Source organism: Roseivivax halodurans JCM 10272 (assembly GCF_000521785.1).
GTDB lineage: Bacteria > Pseudomonadota > Alphaproteobacteria > Rhodobacterales > Rhodobacteraceae > Roseivivax > Roseivivax halodurans.
The window spans coordinates 1-21443 of the sequence record NZ_JALZ01000026.1 but is presented as its reverse complement, the minus strand read 5'-3'; the positions used below and the strand labels follow the sequence as shown (position 1 = coordinate 21443).

Below are 21443 nucleotides of genomic sequence, written 5' to 3'. Positions count from 1 at the left end.
TCGCGGTAACCGCGTATCGGGGGACCCTGGTGATGAATATGAGCGCAAAGATTCCAAACGCGGGCCCGCTGGTGGCCATAGGCGGGGCCGAGGACAAGGCCTCCGAGGCGAGCATCCTTCGCCATGTCGTGTCCCTGTCGAACGTGGAGGCGCCCGTCGTGGGCGTGATCACCACGGCGAGCAGCATTCCGGAGGACGTCTTCGCCTCCTACAAGGAGGTTTTCAGCCTGATCGGCGCGAAGGACGTCCTGGACATCCGGATCCGCGACCGCAGCAATGCCGAGTCGGACAAGTATGTCGACATGATCCGCAGCGCGGACGTCATCTTCCTGTCGGGCGGCGACCAGATGCGGCTGACCAACGTTCTCGGTGCCTCGCGGGCGATCGAGGCGATCCGTCGGCGCCGCGCGGAAGGCGCGGTCATCGCGGGCACGAGCGCCGGCGCGGCCTGCCAGTCACGAACCATGGTCTACGGCGGCCCAGCCGACGATTCCCTGCGCAAAGGTGCGGTGAAGATGTCTGCCGGCTTCGGCTTCGTGGAGGGTGTCATCATCGACACGCATTTCCTCGAACGCGGGCGTTTCAGCCGGCTGATGGAAGTCGGTGCCACGAACCCCGAATATCTCGGAGTCGGCCTCGGCGAGGATGCCGCGGTGCATTTCGACGGCGACATCGTGCGGGCCTTCGGCCCGGGGCACGTGATCCTCGTGGACAGCTCTGAAATCGGGGAATCGAACGTATTCGACCTTGCGGACGGGGAACCTGTCGCGGTTTCCAACGTTAAGATGCACGCGCTCGTCCAAGGATACGGTTACGATCTCGCAGACCGAAGGGTACTCGGGCCGGACGAGCTCAAGGCAATTGGCCTGGAGCGAAGGGTTGCATATACTTGAACACCGCGCATTGCGTGGGCCGAATTACTACAGCCGCTATCAAGCCATCTACATGCGGTTGGACATTGAGGACCTTGAAGACCGCTCGAGCGACAAGGTGCCGGGCATAGCCGAAAGGCTCGAGGCGCTGATCCCGTCGATACACGACCACAGATGCTCCGTCGGCGAAGCCGGCGGATTTCTGCAGCGTGTGCGCAATGGCACGTGGGCCGGCCACATGGTCGAGCATCTCGCCATCGAGCTGCAGAACCTCGTCGGGTTCACAGTGGGGTACGGAAAGACGGTCGACAGCTACGAGACCGGTATCTACCATGTCGTCTATCGCTATCGCGATGAGGCCACCGGCCTCGCCGCCGGTGAAGCGGCCGTGGATATCGCGCGCAAGCTCTACACAGAGCAAGAGGTCGAGCTTCAGCCCTATATCGACCACCTGAAAAAGGTACGTGATGCGAACGCCCTCGGCCCCTCGACAGGATCGATCGTGAATGCCGCCAAGGCACGAGGCATACCCGCCTACAACCTGACCGAAGGCACGAGTTACACACAGCTCGGCCACGGGATCAAGCAGCGGCGCTTCCAAGCTACCGTGACGGACGCGTCGGGGATCATCGGGCACTCAATCGCCGACGACAAGGACTGGACCAAGCAGATACTCGGCGAGGCTGGCATCGCGGTGCCGCGTGGCCAGACCTGCTATTCCTGGGAAGAGGCCGAGGCTGCTGCCGAATGGATCGGCTGGCCCGTCGTCACCAAACCGCTTTCCGGCAACCACGGACGCGGCGTGACCACCGACATCGCCTCCAAGGAAGACCTGAAGTCCGGCTACGAGGCCGCTGTCGCACGGGCGCGTGACGATTATGCGGGTGTCATTGTCGAGAGCTACATCAAGGGCGAGGATCACCGCATGCTGGTGGTCGGCGGCAAGCTGATCGCCGCGGCCCGCCGCCGACCGGCCCATGTGACCGGCGACGGCATCCACACGATCCAGCAACTCATCGACGAGGAGAACAAGGATCCCCGACGCGGCGTCGGACACGAGAACCTATTGACCCAGATCGTGGTGGACGAGCAGACGAAACGGATGCTCGAACAGGCGGGCCTGACGGTCGATACGGTTCTTCCAGAGGGTGAGATCGCCTTCCTCAAATCGACCGCGAACATCTCGACCGGCGGCACCGCAACGGATCTCACCGACGAGGTGCATCCATCCGTTAAGTTCATGATGGAACGCGTGGCCCGGCTGATTGGGCTCGACGTCATCGGGATCGACCTTCTGTGTGAGACCGTATCCGTCCCGCTCGAAGAACAATCCGCGGGCATCGTGGAGGTCAACGCGGGACCCGGCTTTCGCATGCACATGGCACCGACCCACGGCAAGCCGCGCCCGGTCGGCCAGGCTATCGTCGACATGCTGTTCCCGAACGTCACCGATAACGGCCGCATCCCGATCACCGCGATCACCGGCACCAACGGCAAGACGACGACGACCCGCCTGACCTCCCACATCCTCCGTCAGGCCGGTTGGTCTGTCGGGATGGGCTGCACGGGCACCGTCGAAATCGACAACAACGTGATCCTGCGCGGCGACTATTCCGGCCCCGCAGCGGCGCAGGCCGTGCTCAGGGAACCGACGGTCGAACATGCGGTGCTCGAGGTCGCCCGCGGCGGCATCATGCGCCGCGGTCTCGGTTTCGACGAAGCGGATGTGGGCGTTCTGCTCAATATCGCGTCGGATCATCTCGGAGAGCGCGACATCCACACGCTGGAAGAGCTCGCGCGCTGCAAGACCGTCGTGGTGGATGCGGTCAAGCGCAAGTCCGAAGGCGGCTTCTGCGTTCTCAACGCCGACGATCCGCTGGTGATGGAGCACGGAACCTACTGGGCGCGTGGCGAGATCATCTACTTCACCATGGATCCGGAAAACCCTGCGCTGACCGAGCATCTGAGTGAACTTGGCATGGTCCTGACGGTCAGGAACGGCTGGATCGTGCTCCTGCGCGGCAAGGTGACGGTCGAGATCGCGCAGGTGAACGACGTTCCGATCACCTTCGAGGGGCACGCCCCCTTCAACGTGCAGAACGCCATGGCTGCCGCGGCGGCCGCGCTGGCGCACGGGATCGAGATCGACGATATCCGCGCGGGGCTTCTGACCTTCCATCCGACGCCGGCGCAGATGCCCGGCCGCACGAACTATTTCGAGGCGGACGGGGTGAAGTGCCTGATCGATTACGGCCACAACGTGCCGGCGCTGAAAGCGCTCGAGCCGCTGGTGACCGGGCTCGGAACGCGGCGCAAGATCGGGGTGGCGACTGCGCCCGGCAACCGCCGCGACGAGGATCTCAAGGGTCTTGGCGCCCAGCTTGCCCATATGTGCGACGCGGTTTTCGTCTACGAGACCGACGCACGCGGCCGCTCCGAGGGCGAAGTCGCCAAGCTCATCTCGGAAGGCGCGCAGGAGGCCGGCTCGACCGGGCGCGTCGAGGTCATCATGAGCGAGGCCGACGCGGTCGGGCGCGCGATGGAAGAGGCGCGCCAGGGGGACTTCCTCCTGCTGCTTGTCGATGACATCGAGGGCACGACGGCACGGCTGAAGGGACGCAGCTTTCCCGAACAGGCCGACCTGGCAAAGACCTGACCGGCACCAAGGCAATCAGAAACAGAGCGGGGCGAAACAAGCGCCCCGCCGAAACCAGGGGGTGAGATGAGCAAGAACGTATTCGTCGTCGGCTTGAACGATTACAACGCCGAGCGCCTGCGGCGCCTGCGCGGGGTGGAAAACGTCACGTTTCACCCGCTCCTGACGCCGGCACAGGTGTCCGAGACACAGGATTTCGACATTCCGGCCATGTTGGCCGAGGCCGAGGCCACCCTCGACGCCTTCGACGGCAGCATCGACGCCATCGTCGGATATATCGACTTCCCCGTCTCCACCATGCTCCCGATCCTCTGCAAGAAATACGGAACGCCCCAGGTCTCGCTTGAGGCGTTGCTGAAATGCGAGCACAAGTACTGGTCGCGTGCGGTCATGCGCGAGGCGATTCCCGATCACATCCCGAAGTTCACCGCCTTCGATCCGTTCGACGACAACGCACTCTCGAAGATTGGCGAAGCTGACCTGCGGTTTCCGTTCTTCGTCAAGCCGATCAAGTCGTCGGGGTCCCGCCTCGGTTTCCGGATCGACAGCCCCGAGGATTTCGATTTCGCGACCGAAAAGCTGCGCGCCGAGATCCGTACCATCGGCGAACCCTTCGACCACGTGCTGAGCCAGGCGGATCTGCCGGACGAGATCCGGGCGGTCGAGGGCCATTACTGCATGGCCGAGCAGGTGATCGGGGGCCGGCAATGCACCGTCGAGGGCTACGTCCACGACGGCGAGGTGGTGCCTTACGGGACGGTCGATTCGATCCGCTACCCACAGGTGCTGAGCTTCTTCTACTACCTCTATCCCTCGCAGCTTCCGCGCAAGGTGCAGGACAAGATGTGGGAGATCACCCGCACGATCATGAGCCATATCGGCTACGATAATGCGGGCTTCAACATCGAGTATTACTGGGACGAGGTGCAGGACAAGATCTGGCTTCTCGAGATCAACACCCGCATCGCGCAGTCGCATTGCGACCTTTTCGAGATGGTCGACGGAGTCTCCCACCAGCAGGTCACGATCGATCTTGGCCTCGGGCGGAAGCCGGACATGCCGCGGGGGGAAGGCCCCCAGAACGTGGCCGCTGAATTCTTTTACCGCGTCTTCTTCCGCGACGCGCGGGTGGCCCGGGCCCCGTCGCGGGCAGAGATCGAAGTGGCCAGCGAAGCGGTCGAAGGCACGCGCATTGTCTCGTACGTCAGCAAGGGCATGATGCTTTCCGAGCTTCCCGAACAGGACGCCTACAGCTTTGCGATCGCGTCGGTCTGGATGGGCGCGGGCAAGCAGTCGAAGCTTCTGTGGAACTACGAACAGGTGATGAAGAAGCTCAATTACGAGTTCACCGACATCGTGGAATAGCGCAGGCCATAGACTTTGCGCGCGGGCCCGTCGATAACGTGCGGGCCCCTCCAGAACTCCATCGGATGACGTTCCATGAAAGTCGACACCGACCTGACCCGCGACGTGCGCGAACTCGAGCACGTCGAGATTCCCATGCCCGACGGCACCCGGCTTGCCGCCCGGATCTGGATGCCGGAGGACGCTGAGACGCGCCCGGTGCCGGCGATCCTCGAATACATCCCCTACCGCAAGAACGACAAGACGCTCGAGCGTGACGCCGCTCGGGCGCCGTGGCTCGCGGGTCATGGCTACGCCTATGTGCGGCTCGACATTCGCGGCACCGGCGAGTCCGAAGGCGTGATGACGGACGAGTACACCGAGATCGAGCTGCAGGACGGCTGCGATGCCATCGCCTGGATCGCGGACCAGGGCTGGTGCGACGGCGGCGTCGGCATCGTCGGCATCTCGTGGGGCGGCTTCAACGGCCTGCAGATCGCGGCATTGCGTCCTCCGGCCCTGAAGGCGGTCGTCACCATCTGCTCGACCGACGACCGATATGCCGACGACATCCACTACATGGGCGGCACGCTGCTTGGCGATCAGCTTTCCTGGGCGTCGGTCATGTTCGGCATCAACACGTTGCCGCCCGATCCGAAACATGTGGGCGAGCGGTGGCGCGAGATGTGGGAGGCCCGCCTCGACGGTTCGGGCCTCTGGCTCGAGACGTGGATGAACCACCAGACCCGCGACGAGTTCTGGAAGCACGCCTCGATCTGCGAGAACTGGGACGATGTCGAAGTGCCGGTCTACGCGGTCAGCGGCTGGGCCGACGGCTATTGCCGGTCGGTATTCCGGCTGGTCGAGAACCTGCGCGGGCCCGCCAAGGGGATCATCGGGCCCTGGGCTCACAAATATCCCTATCTCGGCGAGCCCGGCCCCGCCATCGACTGGTTGACCGAAGAGACGCGCTGGTGGGATTACTGGATGAAGGGCGAGGAGACAGGGATCATGGACGAGCCTCCCCTCAGGCTCTTCCTTCAGGATCACGCCGAGCCCCGCAGCCATTACGACATGCGCGAGGGCCACTGGATCACCGAGCCATCGTGGCCTTCCCCGAACGTCACCCGCACCGCGTTCCGCCTCGGGTCCGACGGATCCCTCGGCTCGGATACCGCCCCCGACGAGGAGGCGCTGTCGGTATGCTCGCCCCTCTGGGTCGGCCTGCAGGGTGGCAAATGGTGTTCCTACGCCCATCCCGGAGACCAGCCGGGCGACCAGCGCCGCGACGACGCGGGCAGCCTCACCTTCGAGACCGCCCCCCTGGAGGCGGACCGCGCCATAGCAGGCGACGCGACCCTGACGATGACGTTCCGGGTGGATCGGCCGGTCGCACAGGTCGCCGTTCGTCTCAGTGACGTCGCACCCGACGGCGCTGCGACGCGCGTGAGCTACGGTCTGCTCAACCTGACGCATCGCGACGGCCATGAGACCCCCGAGGCGCTCGAGCCCGGGCGGGATTACACCGTCGAGGTCCCGTTCAAGCACGTCGCGCAGATTTTCCGTGCCGGCCACCGGATCCGGCTCTCCGTCTCGACGAGCTACTTTCCGATCGCTTGGCCGACGCCGGAGCGGGTGACCCTAACCCTGCTCCCAGCTCGTTCATCGTTGTCGCTGCCGCTGCGCGACGCGCAAGTCGACATGGCCGCGGATTTCGAGGCTCCGCGCGCGGGGCCGCCACTCGCGCTCGACGTCCAGGCGCCGCCGAGGGCGGAGTGGGTCGTGACCGAGGACCGTGATACCGGACGCATGACTGTCGAGGTGCGCGACCACGAGGGCGACGCCGTGATCTCGGCGCAGGAGTTCCGCCACTCGGCGGAGGGCCACGAGATCTACACGATCCTGCCCCAGGATCCGCAATCGGCCTCGGGCCGTGTCACCTGGGTGCATGAGATGAGCCGCGACGACTGGTCCGTGCGCACCGAAACGGAAACGCACCTGACCGGGGACCGCGATCACTTCCACATCGAGGCCTGCCTGCGCGCCTGGACCGGCGAGGAGCTCGTTCGCGATCTCGACTGGTCGGTCTCGGTTCCCCGGGTCATGACCTGAGCGAAAGCTCCGCCGGCCTCCCGCGCTTCCTCACCGATGGCCGACCCATCCACGGTCGTCGGTGAAGGCCCTCGCCTCCGAAATCTCGGCAGGCGTGTAGTTATCGGGCCCTGCCCCCAGAGGATCGAGCCGCTCGTTCGAGGCAGCGAGAAGAACGTTGCCGCGGCCGCTTGCTCCGATCGGACCGGCCACCACCCGGACATGCGGGTAGAGCTCGTCCAGGATCGCGTGGACCCCACGAGCCAGAGGGCCGTCGGGCGCGTCGATCAGGTTCACGTAGACCGGACCGTCGACGATCGCCCGCAGGCGCTCGTAGGTCTCGAGCGTGACCAGATGCGCCGGGACCGATCCGGACGAAAACGCGTCCATCACGGCCGCATCGAAGCGGCGTGTGGTCTCGTTGATGTAGACGCGGCCATCGGCATGAACGAGTCCGAGACGCCCGCCTCCGTCGCCCCCCTCCTCTTCGATCATAGCCGCGGCGCGCGGCAGGTGCCGGCGGACCACCTCGGTCACCAGCGGATCGATCTCGACCGCCACGGCCCGGGCCTCGGGTCGCGACGCAAGAAGTCGCGTCGGCAGAGTGTAGCCCCCTCCACCGACGAAGAGCACCGAAGGGTCAGGCCCGAGATCCCGGTCCATGCTCGCCCAAAGCCATCGGGTGTAGGAAAGCGCAAGATCGGTGGTTTCGTCGGAATGTGCGCTCTCTGCCGGAACGCGCTCCGCCGCCTGGGTCGTGCCGTCCGATATGAGGCGAACTTCCGCACCCTGCTCCAGCACATGCAGACAGGAGAGACCCGATTCGTAACGGCATGCGGATCCTCCGGCGACACCCGCAAAAACCGTGAATGCCGCCGCGGCGATCACCACAGCGGCTTGCGGTCCGGCGCCCGGCCGGGCGGTCTTCATGAATGGCAGGCACATCAGAGCTGCGATGCCGCAGGCGGCGAAGGTCGCGGTCGAGCCGATGAGCGGCAGGCTGACGAAGCCCGCGAGGATCGCGCCGAAGATCGCGCCGACCGACCCCGCCGCCAGGACGAACCCAAGCGACGAGCCCTCTCTGCCCGGCCGCGCCTCGACGGCAAGCTTGGCGAGAAGCGGCGAAGGCAGGGTCACGCAGACCGAGGCTGGGAAGAAGGTCACGATGACGCTCACCAGCATCCCGCCGGTGCCGCGCGCGCCGAAGGCGTGAACGAGGCCGAGCAAGGTCGGTGATAGCGCCATGAGTACCGCGGTCGCGATCAGTGCTGTGCGCACGGCGCCGATGGCGGCCGAACGATCGCGCTCCGCCACGAGCCCGCCGAGCGCGCTGCCAAGCGAGAAGCCTGCGAGGACCGTGGCGATCACCGCCGTCCATGTCAGCAGCGAGGTTCCGAAGAACGGCGCGAGCACCCGTCCCGCGGCAATCTCGTAGGTCAGGCCCACGGCGGAGAGGACGAGGATCAGGAAAATCGCAATCGAGAACCGGATGATTGCCTCCCTTCGGCTGCTGTGCGGGATCCAGTCATGGGTGAAGCAGGCAGCGGACGAAAGGCTTCTGCGGTCACATCGCCGACATGTCCTGCATAAGCCACGGGTTCGGCCTGCCAATCACCTGCGCTGGCCGAGCGAAGGAGCCTCCGGGGCGGAAGCCGCATCTAAATCATGATCGGATCGATACGGGGCTCTGCCGTGCCCAGAACGCGGCACGTCGCGCGATGCGGCGTCGCATGCGTGGCCGATTGCGTATCTTCCGCGGCACGCCGTCCGAGGCAAGAAGGTGCGCTCAGAGCCCGGACATGCGACCGTTGCGCCGCGTTCTCTGTCGGACAAGCAGCAGGATGAAGTAGGTACCCCCGACGCAGGCCGCGATCGTCCCGGCGGGGAGCTGCATCGGATAGATGAGCGTCCGCCCCAGCCAGTCGGACAGGATCATCAACGCGGCGCCGAGCCATACGGCGGAGAGGACCTGCGCGCCCGCGGTCCGCGCACCGAGCATGGTGGCGGCGTGAGGCGCCACAAGCCCGACAAAGGCGACCGGGCCCATCATCGCGGTCACTCCGGCCGCGAGACTTGCGGCAAGACACAGACACGCCGTCCGGATGCGCACCACCGCCAGTCCGCGCGCGGCGGCGACCGCATCACCGCTCGCGATCAGGGTCAGCCATCGCCGCGCGACGAAGGTCGCGGCCGTCGCGACGAGCGCGAGCATCATCAATGTCAGCGCCGCATTTCCGGAGACGCGGTAGGTCGAGCCGCCGAGCCAGCCGAGGATCGCAAAACTGTCGGCCGTGCCGGCCGCGAGTGCGATCTTCACCAGGGCGTCCAGCAGCGCTCCGAGCGAGATCCCCACGAGCGCCACGATCATCGGCGCATTGGCGTGCCGCCGCACGAGAAGCAGGAGGATCGCCAGGACGATCCCCGACCCCAGAAGCGCAATCGGCGCCCCCGCCGCATAGATGGAAGTCCCGCTCACGAGCGCGGTGAGGACGAGCGCAAAGGTCGCGCCGGACGACATGCCGAGAATGTAGGGGCTCGCCAGCGGGTTGCGGATCACCCGTTGGAGAACCACGCCGGACAGGGCCATCGCGCCCCCTGCCCCCGCAGCTCCGAGAATCCGGGGCCAGCGGAACGACCATGTCACGCCTTCGGGCCATGCCAGCCGCCAGCCTGCATCGCCCTGCCCCACGCATATCGCGAGCAGGAGCGCCGCCGCCATCAGAAGGCCAAGTCCGGTCAGCGTACGGAGGCGCAGCCCTGCCGGCCCTTCCGGCATGTCGAGTTGGGCATGGTCGGCCGCGCCGAGGCGGCGTCTCATGAGCAGAACCAGGGCCGGAGCGCCGGCAAGCGCCGCGGCGGCCCCGGTCGGAACCATGTCGCGCAGCGTAACGCTCGCGCCGACCGCGATCATGTCGGCCGCCGATAGGAGCGCGGCGCCGCAGAAGGCGCTGGCGGCAAGCTCGCTTGCCGGGCGCCGCGCACCGCAGGACCGGGCCACGGTCGGAGCAAGCAGTCCGATGAAGCCGATCATGCCGACAGTCGCGACGCTCACCGCGGTCAGGAAGAGCGCCAGCGCGGCGATCATCGTGAGCCACGGGGTGAGTGCCAGGCCTCGCGCTTCCGCCCCGCCCGCGCCTGAGCGCAGAAGGGTCAGGATCCGGACGCAGCAGAACGCCCCTGCCGCCGCGAGACCGAGGCGCGGGGCCGCCCATAGCGTGGCGCCCCACCCGCTCTGACCGAGGTCTCCGGCGCCCCAGACGAAGAGATGGCCGAAATAGGGGCTCTGCATCAGGACGATGGCGCCCGCGACGGCACCGAGGAGCAGGTTCACCGCCATGCCTGCGAGCACCGCCTTCAGCCCCATCAGACCGCGTAACCCCGCGATGGCGACAACGAGACCGAAGGCGCCGGTTGCGCCGGCGAGACTAATCCATTCCCGGCTGCTTGCCGCAAATGCCGGGGCGAGGAAGGTCGCGATCACCATGGCGAGCCAGGCTCCGGAGGAGGCTCCGAGCGTCAGCGGCGAGGCGAGACGGTTGCCGGTGAGCTGCTGGAAGAGGCTGCCCGCAAGGCCGAGCGCCGCCCCGACGATCAGTCCCATGGCGATCCGCGGGAGAACCGATTGGGTGACCCGGATGTCGTCGAAGGTTTCCGGCGCGGCGCCCGTCAGAAGATCGAAGAGGCGAGCAGCATCGACGGTCGCACCGAGCCACAGATGCATCAGCGCCACCGCGAGAGCGAGCGCGACGGGCGCAATCGGACGTGTCCAGGTCATTCGGAGAGAGGCAGAAGCGCGTCATGGAACGCCCGGGCGTGACGCAGGAGCGACATGTAACCGCCGTAACTCCAGACGGGATCCGTCTCGGCGAACATGCCCTGCTGCACCGCGGGCAGGAACCGCCAGAGCGGGGTCTCGAAGAGCGCATCCCCGGCCATGTGCGGCCGGATCGCGATCAGCGCCCCGTTTTCGACCGCCGCAAGCGCGTCGACCTGCTTCTGCGCCACTCCCCAGCGGGAGGGCGGCTGCGGCAGGGCGTTCTCAATTCCGAGAGCTTCGAGGGCTGCCACCGGGATCGAATTGGCGCCATAGATCCAGACCGATGCTCCGTCATTGAGCCGGATCACGGCGGTCTCGGGGATCGAGCCGCCGAAGGCCTCGCCGAGCCACGTTCGGAGCTCCTGCAGTTCACCCTCCATGGCGTCGATCATGGCCTCGGCCGTCTCGGTACGGTCCGTGAGGCTGGCGATCTCGAGGAAGATCCCTTCGGACGCGGCGACGTTGTCGTGATCGGCCGACCAGGCGTCGAACACCACCACCGGCGCGATCCTCTCGAGGCGTGCGACGTCTTCCGGCGGCGCGTCGGAAGCGATGATGACGTCGGGATTGAGCGCGGCGATGCGTTCGAGATTGGGTTCGGTGCGCAGGCCGACATCCTCCACGCCGTCCGGCATCTCGGGCTGCGCGACCCAGTCCCTGTAGAGATCGAGTTCCGGCGCGCCGACGGGAACGACACCGAGATCGAGAACCTGCTCGGCGAGGGCCCAGTCGAGAACCACGATGCGCTCCGGTATCGATGCGAATTCCTGTGGGCCTCGGCGGTCCTCGATCGTGAGTGCGCCAGCGGCATTTGCGAGCAGCACGAAAGCGAGCGCGAGCATGCGGATCATCTTACGGCCTCCGGATCGATCGTCACGAGTGCATCGGCCATGGCTTCGGCAAGCGAGGCGACCGACAAGGCCCCTCCGAAGGTCCAGACCGGGCCGGCCTCGGCGAAGCGGCCATGGCGCACGAATGGCATGAACGACCAGAGCTGCGTGCCGAAGAGCTCGTCGCTTGCCGGAAACGGCACGAAGTTGACGACCGCCGCCTCCTCGTAGACCGCAAGATCCTCGACCGGACGCTGCACGAAACCCCACTCCGTGGGCTCTCCCGGATCGGGGTGCGTCAGGCCCATGCCCTCGAGAGCCGCCAGGGCCATGCCGTTGGCGCCGTGGATGCGGACCGTCGTCGGAGTCAGAAGGCGGATGGGAACGACTGACGGCGGATTGCCGTCGAAATGCCGGCGCACGCGGTCCCCGGCTGCGGCCAAGCGCGCGTCGACATCGTCGAGGATCGCCTGCGCCTCGCCTTCGCGACCGAGCTTCGCACCGAGGTCCAGAAGTGTCCGGCGCGCGACCTCGGCGTTGTCCTGCCCGGCATCGAACCCCTCGACGTGCCAGACCTCGGCAATCCCGCTCAGCTCCGGGATGATGTCCGCCTGGTTGTCCGAGGCGAGAATGAGATCCGGCGCCGCCTCCGCGAGTGCCTCGAGGTTCGGCTCGGTCCGGAGGCCGACGTCCCGCACGCCGTCCGGCAGGGCTGGCATTCCGACCCAGGTGCGGTAGCCCTCGACATCCGCCACCGCCACAGGGTCGACGCCGAGCGCCACCAGAGTTTCCGCGAGCCCCCAGCTCAGGGCGGCAACACGGCCTGGCGGGTTGTCCCGCGCCATGGCCGATGTCGAGAGACACAGAAGAAGCGCGGCGATGCGCAGCATGGGGAGGGATCCTTTCGGAATTGGGTCAGGCGACGACGGCCACCGGCCCGGAGGGGCCCTCGACCAGCGCCATCTCGATGTCGTAGAGCGTCCGAAGCGTGCCCGGCGCGAGGAAATCTCCGGGGGCGCCGTCGAACGCCACCTCTCCGCCGCGGAGCGCGACGATCCGGTCCGAGAAGCGCGTGGCGAGGTTCACGTCGTGGAGAACGACGATCACCTTGCGGCCGCCGTCCCGCGAGGTGCGGCGCAGCAGGGCCATCACCTCGTAGGCATGGGCAAGGTCGAGCGCCGCCGTCGGCTCGTCGAGAAGCAGCACCGGCGCGTCCTGCGCCAGAAGCATGGAGATCCAGGCCCGCTGTCGCTCGCCCCCCGAGAGATCGTCGGCCAGCGTGTCCGCAAAGCCCGTCGCGCCGGTTTCGGCAAGACCGGTCTCCACCGCGGCGCGATCCTCGACTGTCCACCGGCCGAAAGCTCCGCGCCAGGCGAACCGCCCGAGGCCCGCAAGCTCGCGCACGGTCAGGCCCGGCACCGGCGGCAACCGCTGCGGCAGATAGGCGACCTGACGCGCGAAAGCGCGCTGGCCGGGCCCGGCGAGCGGTGCACCGGAAAGGTCGATCTCTCCGGTATCCGGCCGCGCCTGGCGGGCGAGCAGGGACAGCAGCGTCGATTTGCCCGAGCCGTTCTGACCGAGGATGGCCGTCACGCCCTCGCCGCCCAGGGACAGGCGGTCGATGCCCAGCACCTCCCGCCCGCCATGGCGCTTCGAGATGTCCCGAAGCTCGAACATCAGAACTTCATCGTTCCGGTGAGCGCGACGGACCGGCCCGCGCCGAAATAGCAGGTGGCCGTGTCGCAGAAGGACACGTAATCCTCGTCCGCAAGGTTCCGGGCATTGAGACGCACGTCGAAGCGATCGTTCGACCAGCCGACAGCCGCATCATAGAGAGTGACCGGCGGCGTGCGCTGGCTGTCGCTGCCGTCCCACTTTTCGCCAGTGTGTCGCACGCCGGCCCCGAAGCTCCACCCGTTGAGATTGCCCTGCGGCCGCCAATCGGCCCAGATCGAGCCGAAATCGGACGGGACCTGCGCGATGCGGTCGCCGCTCACATTCTCGGTCTCGAGCCAGGTGTAGCCCGCATCGACGAAGACGTTTCCGAAGCGGCGCTTGGCCTCGAGCTCGATCCCGCGCGAGGTCGCCTCGCCCGTCTGAGTCTGGAAGCCCGGGTTGTCGGGATCCTGCTTGGTCAGGTTGGATTTGGTCAGGTCGAAGACGGCCGCCGACAGCAGCGTATCGGTCCCCTCGGGCTGGTACTTCACGCCGATCTCGTATTGCTCGCCGCGGGTCGGATCGAACGGCTCGCCTGACGCATCGGTCCCGAGGCTCTCCTGCCGGAAGCTTTCGGCGTAGCTCGCATAGGGAGCGATCCCGTTGTCGAAGCGGTAGAGCAGCGCCACGTTCGCCGTCACCGCATCGTCGGTCGTGTCGACCGTGGCGTCCGTGAAGGTCCCCGAGGTCTCGCCCGTCTCGATCCAGGAATACCGCGCCCCGACGTCGAGATGCAGCCGGTCGTTCCAGGTCGCCCGCGTCTGCACGTACGCGCCGGCTTCCTCGATCGTGTTGGCCGGCGTGTCGGCGATCGGGTCGGGGAAGGTCACGCCGGTATAATCGGGATCGAAGGGGTCGATCGGACCGTTCTGCTGGCCGTAGACGGTGTCGCTGTCATAGGTCGCCTGGGTGTAGGTCGCGCCGACGAGGGTCGTCATGTCCCAGCCGGCCAGATCGTATTCTGCCTTGCCCGTGACATCGAGGTTGTAGCTCTCGAAGCTGTTGTCGGCTTTGTAGACGAGCCGGTTGATTGTGCCGTCGGCATTGTAGCGCGTCGGGCTGTCCGCCGATCCCCACCAGGTGTGCCGGTAATCCGCCTCAGCATCGGTCCAGCGGGCGTTCACGTCCATCGACCACACGTCGTTGAACCGGTGAGAGAAGAGCGCGGTGAGCGAGCGATGCTCGGCATCGAAACGGTTGTTGTCCGGCTCGCCGATAAAGACGTCGCTGTCGAGCTTGCGGCCGTTCGGCGCATCGTAGAGCGTCCCGTAGATCGAGGCGAACTGGATGTCCGGCGTCGCATCGTTCTTCTGGTAGCGGGCGAGCAGCGTGAGCTCCGTGTCGGGGCCCGGCCGCCATGTCAGCGACGGCGCGATGGCGATGGCGTCGTCCTGAGAATATTCGACGTCGGTCTCGCTCTCGCGATAGAGCCCCGCGAGGCGCCAGCTGAGCGTGTCGTCCTCGGTAAAATTGCCGCCAAAATCGGCGCCGACCTGCCGCCGCGCATTGCTGCCGAAGGACAGCTGCGCGATGTCGGGGCTCTCCGTCGCCGCGGTCTTGGACGTGGTGTTGACGACACCGCCCACCTCGCCGTTGCCGTATTGTCCCGATGCGGGACCGCGCAGAACCTCGACGCTTTCCAGCAGGAAGGGCTCGGGCTTCACGTCATTGTAATAGCCGTAGCGCGACAGCAGTCCGTCGTGGAACGTGGTCGGATTGAAGCCGCGGATATTGTACCAGTCCGAGCGCGCATCGTGCCCCCATTGGCCCGCATTGACCCCGGTCGAGTAGCTGAGCGCATCCTCGATATCCGTCGCGCCCCGCTCGAGCATCTGCTGGGCCGTGACCACGTTGACCGAGCGCGGGGTTTCGGCGATCGGCGCCTCGAAGCGCGTGATGCCGCCGGTGTCGAGCGATTGGGTTTCGCCATAAAGTCCGCCGCCGCTCTGATCCTCGACCGTGATGGCATCGAGCGCGATGTCCTGAGCCAGCGCCGGAGCCGCCACAATGAGCGCACAGACCGACAGGCTCGAGCGCATGCTTGGCATGTCCCGTCTCCTACGTGTTTTATTCTGATATTGCCTGGCGGATAGCTGGGACGAGTTCCGGATAGGATAATCCGATTTAAAGAGTCAAGATTTGCCGTCCACCCAATAGGCGGCAATGTAGCAATCCTTCCGGTCGACGCCCGCGCTGCCGCGCAACCAACTGCGTACATTGGCAGCGAGGGATTTTTCGGCGGCGAACCAGATGTGCCGACCGGGGCCCGCAGGCAGTGGCGCAGCCTTCACCTCAGCCACGAGATCGTCGCCGCGGTCGCGATAGAGCCACGTGATCCGGGCCCCCGCCGGCGCAGCCAGAGGCAGCACGTCCTGCGGGCCGTCGACCATGACCAGCACCTCCGCGGACACATCGTCCGACGCCGCCTCGAGTATCCGCGCGATGGCGGGCAAGGCGGTCTCGTCTCCGGCGAGGAGCCAGGACCGTCCGGGTGGCATCCAGCCTCCGCCCGGGCCGCTGATCCCCACCTCGGCGCCGATCCCGACCTCTTCGGCCCAGCGGCAGGTCGATCCGTTGCCATGAAGGAAGACGTCCACGTCGAGCCAGCCCTCCTCGGGATCGATGGCCCGGATCGTGTAGGCGGGCATGTGCATGCCGTCCCCTTCGCCGGGCCAGACCGTCCGTCCCTTGGCGGTGAGATAAGGCCAGACCGGCGCCCTTCCGCCGATGGGGATCAGGAGCCGGATGTGCAGGCCCGACAGCGCGAAATCCGACAGATCGTCCGCCGACACTCTCAGCCGGACGAACTTCGTGCCGATACGCGACCGCGCGATCACCTGCCCGGTCCGCACGTTCGGCGGCAGCCCACCGGTCCGAAGATCCCCGCCCTGCCAGTCAAGCGCCACGCTGTCGTGACGCAACCTGTCGAGCCGCGCGGAGACCCCTTCGCAGAGCATGTGCAGATTGGATGCGTTGTCGGCGTGCACCTCTATCCGCAGCGCTCCGCCTTCGGATTGCAGATGAAGCCGCCCGACCCCGGTGTCGCAATCGATCGCGTCCCCGTCCCGCGCGAAGATCACGTCCTGCGCTTCGAGATCCGCGGCGACGGCGTCGAGAAGGCCGATCGGGTCGGCGTCGCGGAAAAGCGCTGCGCTGGTATGCCTCGACATGGGAACGACCCCCTTCAACTGGAGAAATTCATCGGAAGCGTGTAGGAATACTGGCTGTCGCGAAGCTGCGACGGCGCCGCCGGGAATCTGGCGCCACGCACCGCCCGCACCGCCGCCTGATCGAGCGCGGCATTGCCCGAAGACGACACGATGGATGCGCCGAGGAGCTGCCCGGACCGGCCGACGACGATGCGCACGGTCACCGTTCCCGAGGCGCCGCGGGCGGCGTTGGGGTAGCGCTTGCGCCTTTCCAGCGTCGCGCGGATCTGGGCACCGTATTGCCGGGCAAGGTTCTGCCGCTGTCCCGCGCTGATCGTCGAGGTCTGACTCCGCTCGGACGCCCCGGCGTTGCTGCTGCCGCCCGAGCCGGAGGCGCGCTGGCGCTGGCTGGTCGTCTCGGACGGCGCTTGCTGCGGCGCCCGCTCGGGCTCCGGCTCCGCGCGCCGTTGCGGCTGAGGCTCGGGCTGCGGCTCAGGCTCCGGGGGGCGCAAATTCTCGGGCCTCACCTGTGGCCGTTCGCCGCTGCGAAGTGGTGCCGCGCTGTCGGGGTCAACGTTCGGCTCCGGTTCCGGCGGCGGAGGCGGCGCGTTTGTCTCGCGGTCGATCTCGGGCGCAGCCTCGGTTTCCGGAAGAGCTAGTCCCTGCGGCGCCTGAGGTGTCGAGGGGACGGAAGGGGCCGTCTGGGCAGACGGCGTCGACGGCTCCGGAGCGGCAGGCGCCTCGGGCGGGGTCATCGCCGCCATCTGAGGCGCCTCGACCGTCTCTGGCGGCGTCTCCCAGCGCTCGACCATCTCGGCGACTTGCGCATTCGACGCCTCCAGCGACATCTGCGCCTCGCCGCCCTGCCCCGCGGCCGTGATGCCGCTCTCGCCCTCGGCGGCAAGAGCGAGCACCGCCGCATGTGCCCCGAGGGCGAGCGCGACGAAGGCTATGGCTTCCGCTGCACGTCTCATTGCCGTGCCGTCACCAGTTCCACCCGCGAGAAGCCGGCTTGCCCGAGCCGAGGCATCAACGCGGCAAGATCCTCGGCCGGCGCGGCGCGGTCGGCGCGCAGCATGAGGACGGGTCCCCCCTCGCCGCAGGGACCGCCACATTCTTCGGTCTTTGCATCTTCGAGCGATGCAAGCGCGGCGTCTCCCATCACGTCGCGGAAGCCGATCTGCCCGTCCGCCGAGAGGTAGACCGTCAAGGTCCCGTCGGCGTCTTCGGCTTCGGCCACGTCGGGAGGTTCGACCTCGAAGGGCTGCGGCGGGGCGATCTGCGCCGTCATCAGGAAGAAGATGAGAAGCAGGAACACCACGTTGATCATGGGCACGAGGTTCTCCTGCGGCCGGCGGCGGGGCGCATCGTCGATCCTCATGACCCATTCTCCACCAGAACGAGCTTGCCGAAGCCGGATTGTCCCAGGGTTTCCATCACCGACACCACGCGCTGCAGCTCCGAGCCGTCGCGGGCGCGAAGGACAATCGTGTCCTCGCGGCTTTCGACAAGGTCCTCGAGTGCGGCCGGGAGCTCCGCGATCGGCATTTCCGTGCCGTTGAGCCGAACGCTCCCCGGAGAGATGTCGACGAGGCGCGGCGGACCCGAATAGGCTCCCGACGCACTGCCGGCGACGTTCAGCGGCACTTGCAGATCCACGCCGAACCGCGAGGAGAGCATGAAGAAGACGAGGAGCAGAAAGACCACGTCGATCATCGGAGTGAGCGACGGGCGGCGGCGGGGCGGCGGGTCTCCGAGATTCATCGGAGGATCACTCCGCCGCGTGACGCAGCGGTGCCGACGCGGCCTCCGGAGCGCGGATGCGCAGCCGGGTCGCAAGATCCTCCATCTCGTGGCGCAGGCGATCGGCCACGGCTTCGAACCATGTCAGCGCGGCGGAGGCGGGGATCGCGACCGCCATGCCGGCAGCGGTCGTCAGCAATGCTTCCCAGATGCCCCCCGCGAGCGTCGCCGGATCTGCGCGGCTACCGGCCTCCTGCAAGGCCTGGAAGGCGGCGATCATCCCCAGGACGGTGCCGAGCAGACCCAGCAGCGGCGCGACCGTGGCGATGAGTTCGAGAGGCCGCAGGCCGCTGCGGAGGCGCGCGAGAACGCCCTTGGCGACCCGCACCGTCTCGGCCTCCGCCGCCTCGGCGCTGAGCGCCGGGTCCCTCAGGCTCCGCATCGCGGTGAGAACGACTTCGGCACGACAGGTGCGGCGGCCGACCAGAAGACGTTCGGCCGCTGCGGCATCTCCGCTCTCCCAAAGACGCACCGCCCGCTCGGCGCGGCGACCGCCGGTCCAGGCCCCGATGAGCGCGAGCCGCCAGATCTTCCACAGGATGAGAGCGACCGTCAGGACCGACAGCGCGGCGATCAACAGGATGACCGGGCCACCCTGCAGGAGCAACTCGAGCCGGGCGGGCGCGTCAGAGAAAAACGTAGGAAGGGCGGCGAGAATGTCGGACACAGCACATGACCTCGGATCGACCGCGCCCGCCTGCCATGCGGACAGCAGGTGGATCCGCGGGTTCGTGTGACAGATTTTGGTACCGTGCGACCGTTTCCGGATAGCTGGGTGCGATTTAACTGACTGTTTGCGTCAGAATTGTCAACTGCCGGGGGCAGACCATCCGTCCGACCGAAGAACGGCTCAAGCTCCCCCATATACCGCAACGGGTTGGCACGGGGCTCCGGCAATGTAATCTCGCATGGACCCGTCGATGGAGCCCTCCGATGCATCGCCCCCTCTTCGCCGCCTTCGCTGTTGGCCTTGCTGCCACCGCCGGCTCCGCCCAGGAGCAGACGGTCCTCGTCCTCGATGCGTCGGGATCGATGTGGGGGCAGATCGAGGGAACGGCCAAGATCACCATTGCGCAGGGTGTCCTGGGCGAATGGCTCGACGCCTGGCCCGAGGATCGCCTGCCCGGCCTCGCCGCGTATGGGCACCGGGAACGGGGGGACTGCGCCGATATCGAGGTGCTGGTTGCGCCCGGCGAAGACACCGGAACCGATATCCGCGAGGCGCTGGCCGCCCTCCGGCCCACGGGATCGACACCGATGAGCGATGCGCTCCGGATCGCCGCCGAGGAGATGCGCTACACGGAGGAGCCGGCGACGGTGATCCTCGTCTCGGACGGAATCGAGACCTGCGCTCCCGATCCATGCGCCGCCGCGCTGGCGCTGGAAGAGACGGGAGCGGACTTCACCGCACATGTGATCGCCCTCGACGTGGCGGACGCGGAAGCCTCTGCGCAGATGCAATGTATGGCCGAGGCGACCGGCGGCGCCTTCCACGCGGCCGCCGACGCGCCGGGCCTCGCGGACGCCCTCTCTGCGCTCACCTCGGGGGCGGAGATGGCGCTGAGCGACATCACGTTCCGCGCCATTCAAGGCCGCGACGGATCCGAGATCACCGAGCCCCTCCTCTGGAAGATCCGGCGGGAGGGAACACCGGTGTCGGAGCCGGACGCGGCCACGACCATGACCATGCCGCTCGGGCCCGGGGATTATGAGGTCACCGTGACACGCCCCGGCAGCGAAGAGGGCACAGCGACGACGTTCACCGTCTCCGATCAAGCGCAGATCGTGACCGTCCGCCTGCCCGATCCCGCACCCGGAGCGACCCTCGACGGACCAGGCAGCGCCCCCATCGGTGTGACTGTCGAGATCGAATGGGCCGGGCCGGGCAAGGAGACCGATTATGTCTCCGTGGCGCGGCCGGACGCGACGGGATACGAGACCTACACCTACGTCCGGGACGGCAGTCCTCTGTCCCTGCGCATGCCGGCGACACCCGGCACATACGAGTTGCGCTACATTCGCTCGAGCGACGACGCGGTACTTGCCACGAGACCGATCACCGCCACGGAGGTCGAGGTCGAACTCGAAATCGACACCGAAGTGGACATGGGAGCGTCGGTGCCGCTGGTCTGGCTCGGCCCCGGATACGACGGCGACTATATTTCCGTCTCGCGACCCGGAGATGACGGGCACGTCAACTACACCTATACACGCGAGGGAAGCCCGCTGCGCCTGCTGATGCCGCCCGAGCCGGGGAGCTACCAGGTGCGCTACGTTATGGCCCTGGATGCCACCGTGCTCGAGACCCTCGATATCGAGGTTCTTCCGGTCGAGGCCAAGCTCTATGCCGAAGCCAGGGCGAAGGCAGGGGCGGAGCTCGAGGTCGACTGGGACGGGCCGGATTACGAGAACGACTACATCTCGATCGCGGAGCCGGGCAGCGGCGATTACGAAACCTACACCTACACGCGCGAGGGCGGCCCGCTGACCGTGACGGCGCCGCTCGAACCGGGCGAATACGAGTTGCGCTATGTCCTGAACCAGGACGACACGGTGCTGGCGGCGCAACCGCTCGAGGTGGTGGACGTGAGCGCCTCGCTGCAAGCGCCGGAGACCGCGCGCGCCGGCGCGCCGGTCGTGGTGACATGGGAAGGGCCCGCCTATCCCAAGGATTTCCTGACGATCGCGCAGGTGGATGATCCCGGCTATGCCGGTTTCCGCTATGCACGGGACGGCAATCCGCTGATCCTCGACATGCCCTCGGCCCCGGGCGAGTACGAAATCCGGTATGTCGCAGCGAGCGTCGGCGAGACGGTGCTGGCGCGGCGCGCGATCACTCTCGAACCCGTCGACGCGTCGATCACTGGCCCCGAAAGCGCGCCGGTCGGGGGCAATATCGCGTTCTCGTGGGAGGGGCCGGATTACCGCCGCGACTACGTGGCCCTTGCGCCGGCCGGATCCGAAGACGGAGAGGTTCTGGCGTCGGTCTATACGAGCGACGACAGCCCCTCGCTGCTCGTCGCGCCCGATCAGCCCGGCGACTACGAGTTGCGCTACCATCTCGGGCGCGACGGAACCGTTCTGGCGCGGCACCCGATCTCCGTGACCGAGTGACCGCGTCGCGGCCGCCCTACCGCCAGTAGAGCGACCGCCCCTCGTGGAAGA

16 protein-coding genes are annotated in these 21443 nt (G+C 67.1%); 5 read left to right on the top strand and 11 right to left on the bottom strand.

All coding sequences use genetic code 11. The annotated features are described in order from the left end of the window. The first annotated feature begins 38 nt into the window (after positions 1-38). From OCH239_RS16635 to OCH239_RS16620, 4 genes are all read left to right on the top strand, one after another. Positions 39-893: a cyanophycinase gene (locus tag OCH239_RS16635; RefSeq protein WP_244430377.1), complete on the top strand. Its 855-nt coding sequence runs from the start codon at positions 39-41 to the stop codon at positions 891-893. Continuing rightward, positions 862-3528 carry a cyanophycin synthetase gene (cphA, locus tag OCH239_RS16630; RefSeq protein ID WP_341871952.1) on the top strand — a complete coding sequence of 889 codons (2667 nt, stop codon included), beginning with the start codon at positions 862-864 and terminating at the stop codon, positions 3526-3528. The genes OCH239_RS16635 and cphA overlap by 32 nt, the downstream gene beginning before the upstream one ends. A 66-nt stretch (positions 3529-3594) precedes the next feature. Next, on the top strand, positions 3595-4893 hold the full coding sequence (locus tag OCH239_RS16625) for an ATP-grasp domain-containing protein (RefSeq protein ID WP_037265096.1): 1299 nt from the start codon (positions 3595-3597) through the stop codon (positions 4891-4893). A 75-nt stretch (positions 4894-4968) separates the two neighbouring features. After that, positions 4969-6984, top strand: coding sequence for a CocE/NonD family hydrolase (locus tag OCH239_RS16620; protein WP_051489550.1), 2016 nt, complete (start codon positions 4969-4971; stop codon positions 6982-6984). 30 nt (positions 6985-7014) lie between these two features. Here OCH239_RS16620 and OCH239_RS16615 read toward each other — a convergent pair whose 3' ends face one another. From OCH239_RS16615 to OCH239_RS16565, 11 genes are all read right to left on the bottom strand, one after another. Beyond that, positions 7015-8409: a fused MFS/spermidine synthase gene (locus tag OCH239_RS16615; RefSeq protein WP_244430376.1), complete on the bottom strand. Its 1395-nt coding sequence runs from the start codon at positions 8407-8409 to the stop codon at positions 7015-7017. Between the two features lie 340 nt (positions 8410-8749). Next, positions 8750-10738, bottom strand: a complete 1989-nt coding sequence (gene fhuB, locus OCH239_RS16610) for a Fe(3+)-hydroxamate ABC transporter permease FhuB (RefSeq protein ID WP_037265093.1) — start codon at positions 10736-10738, stop codon at positions 8750-8752. Beyond that, a complete protein-coding gene (locus OCH239_RS16605) occupies positions 10735-11631 on the bottom strand; it encodes an iron-siderophore ABC transporter substrate-binding protein (protein WP_051489549.1) in 897 nt (298 codons plus the stop codon). Before OCH239_RS16605 ends, fhuB begins: the two co-directional genes overlap by 4 nt. Continuing rightward, a complete protein-coding gene (locus OCH239_RS16600) occupies positions 11628-12500 on the bottom strand; it encodes an iron-siderophore ABC transporter substrate-binding protein (protein ID WP_037265090.1) in 873 nt (290 codons plus the stop codon). Before OCH239_RS16600 ends, OCH239_RS16605 begins: the two co-directional genes overlap by 4 nt. 25 nt (positions 12501-12525) lie before the next feature. Further along, positions 12526-13287 carry an ABC transporter ATP-binding protein gene (locus tag OCH239_RS16595; protein WP_037265088.1) on the bottom strand — a complete coding sequence of 254 codons (762 nt, stop codon included), beginning with the start codon at positions 13285-13287 and terminating at the stop codon, positions 12526-12528. Beyond that, on the bottom strand, positions 13287-15374 hold the full coding sequence (locus OCH239_RS16590) for a TonB-dependent siderophore receptor (RefSeq protein ID WP_157577917.1): 2088 nt from the start codon (positions 15372-15374) through the stop codon (positions 13287-13289). The genes OCH239_RS16595 and OCH239_RS16590 overlap by 1 nt, the downstream gene beginning before the upstream one ends. Positions 15375-15458: 84 nt before the next feature. Continuing rightward, positions 15459-16496, bottom strand: a complete 1038-nt coding sequence (locus OCH239_RS21770) for a siderophore-interacting protein (RefSeq protein ID WP_051489548.1) — start codon at positions 16494-16496, stop codon at positions 15459-15461. A 14-nt stretch (positions 16497-16510) separates the two neighbouring features. Next, positions 16511-17449, bottom strand: coding sequence for a TonB family protein (locus tag OCH239_RS16580; RefSeq protein ID WP_037265085.1), 939 nt, complete (start codon positions 17447-17449; stop codon positions 16511-16513). Next, positions 17446-17856, bottom strand: a complete 411-nt coding sequence (locus OCH239_RS16575; RefSeq protein ID WP_037265082.1) for an ExbD/TolR family protein — start codon at positions 17854-17856, stop codon at positions 17446-17448. The genes OCH239_RS16580 and OCH239_RS16575 overlap by 4 nt, the downstream gene beginning before the upstream one ends. After that, positions 17853-18239, bottom strand: a complete 387-nt coding sequence (locus tag OCH239_RS16570) for an ExbD/TolR family protein (protein WP_037265080.1) — start codon at positions 18237-18239, stop codon at positions 17853-17855. Before OCH239_RS16570 ends, OCH239_RS16575 begins: the two co-directional genes overlap by 4 nt. A gap of 7 nt (positions 18240-18246) precedes the next feature. Further along, positions 18247-18945, bottom strand: a complete 699-nt coding sequence (locus OCH239_RS16565; protein ID WP_051489547.1) for a MotA/TolQ/ExbB proton channel family protein — start codon at positions 18943-18945, stop codon at positions 18247-18249. Between the two features lie 266 nt (positions 18946-19211). Between OCH239_RS16565 and OCH239_RS16560 the strand changes: the two genes are divergently transcribed. Continuing rightward, positions 19212-21392 carry a vWA domain-containing protein gene (locus OCH239_RS16560; RefSeq protein WP_037265077.1) on the top strand — a complete coding sequence of 727 codons (2181 nt, stop codon included), beginning with the start codon at positions 19212-19214 and terminating at the stop codon, positions 21390-21392. Positions 21393-21443 lie beyond the last annotated feature (51 nt).

Coding starts and splice junctions, on each gene's coding strand:
- OCH239_RS16595 (WP_037265088.1), bottom strand. CDS start 13,287: ATGTTCGAGCTTCGGGACATCTCGAAGCGCCATGGCGGGCGGGAGGTG.
- OCH239_RS16635 (WP_244430377.1), top strand. CDS start 39: ATGAGCGCAAAGATTCCAAACGCGGGCCCGCTGGTGGCCATAGGCGGG.
- OCH239_RS16590 (WP_157577917.1), bottom strand. CDS start 15,374: ATGCCAAGCATGCGCTCGAGCCTGTCGGTCTGTGCGCTCATTGTGGCG.
- OCH239_RS21770 (WP_051489548.1), bottom strand. CDS start 16,496: ATGTCGAGGCATACCAGCGCAGCGCTTTTCCGCGACGCCGACCCGATC.
- fhuB (WP_037265093.1), bottom strand. CDS start 10,738: ATGACCTGGACACGTCCGATTGCGCCCGTCGCGCTCGCTCTCGCGGTG.
- OCH239_RS16600 (WP_037265090.1), bottom strand. CDS start 12,500: ATGCTGCGCATCGCCGCGCTTCTTCTGTGTCTCTCGACATCGGCCATG.
- OCH239_RS16625 (WP_037265096.1), top strand. CDS start 3,595: ATGAGCAAGAACGTATTCGTCGTCGGCTTGAACGATTACAACGCCGAG.
- OCH239_RS16620 (WP_051489550.1), top strand. CDS start 4,969: ATGAAAGTCGACACCGACCTGACCCGCGACGTGCGCGAACTCGAGCAC.
- OCH239_RS16605 (WP_051489549.1), bottom strand. CDS start 11,631: ATGATCCGCATGCTCGCGCTCGCTTTCGTGCTGCTCGCAAATGCCGCT.
- OCH239_RS16570 (WP_037265080.1), bottom strand. CDS start 18,239: ATGAATCTCGGAGACCCGCCGCCCCGCCGCCGCCCGTCGCTCACTCCG.
- OCH239_RS16580 (WP_037265085.1), bottom strand. CDS start 17,449: ATGAGACGTGCAGCGGAAGCCATAGCCTTCGTCGCGCTCGCCCTCGGG.
- OCH239_RS16560 (WP_037265077.1), top strand. CDS start 19,212: ATGCATCGCCCCCTCTTCGCCGCCTTCGCTGTTGGCCTTGCTGCCACC.
- OCH239_RS16575 (WP_037265082.1), bottom strand. CDS start 17,856: ATGAGGATCGACGATGCGCCCCGCCGCCGGCCGCAGGAGAACCTCGTG.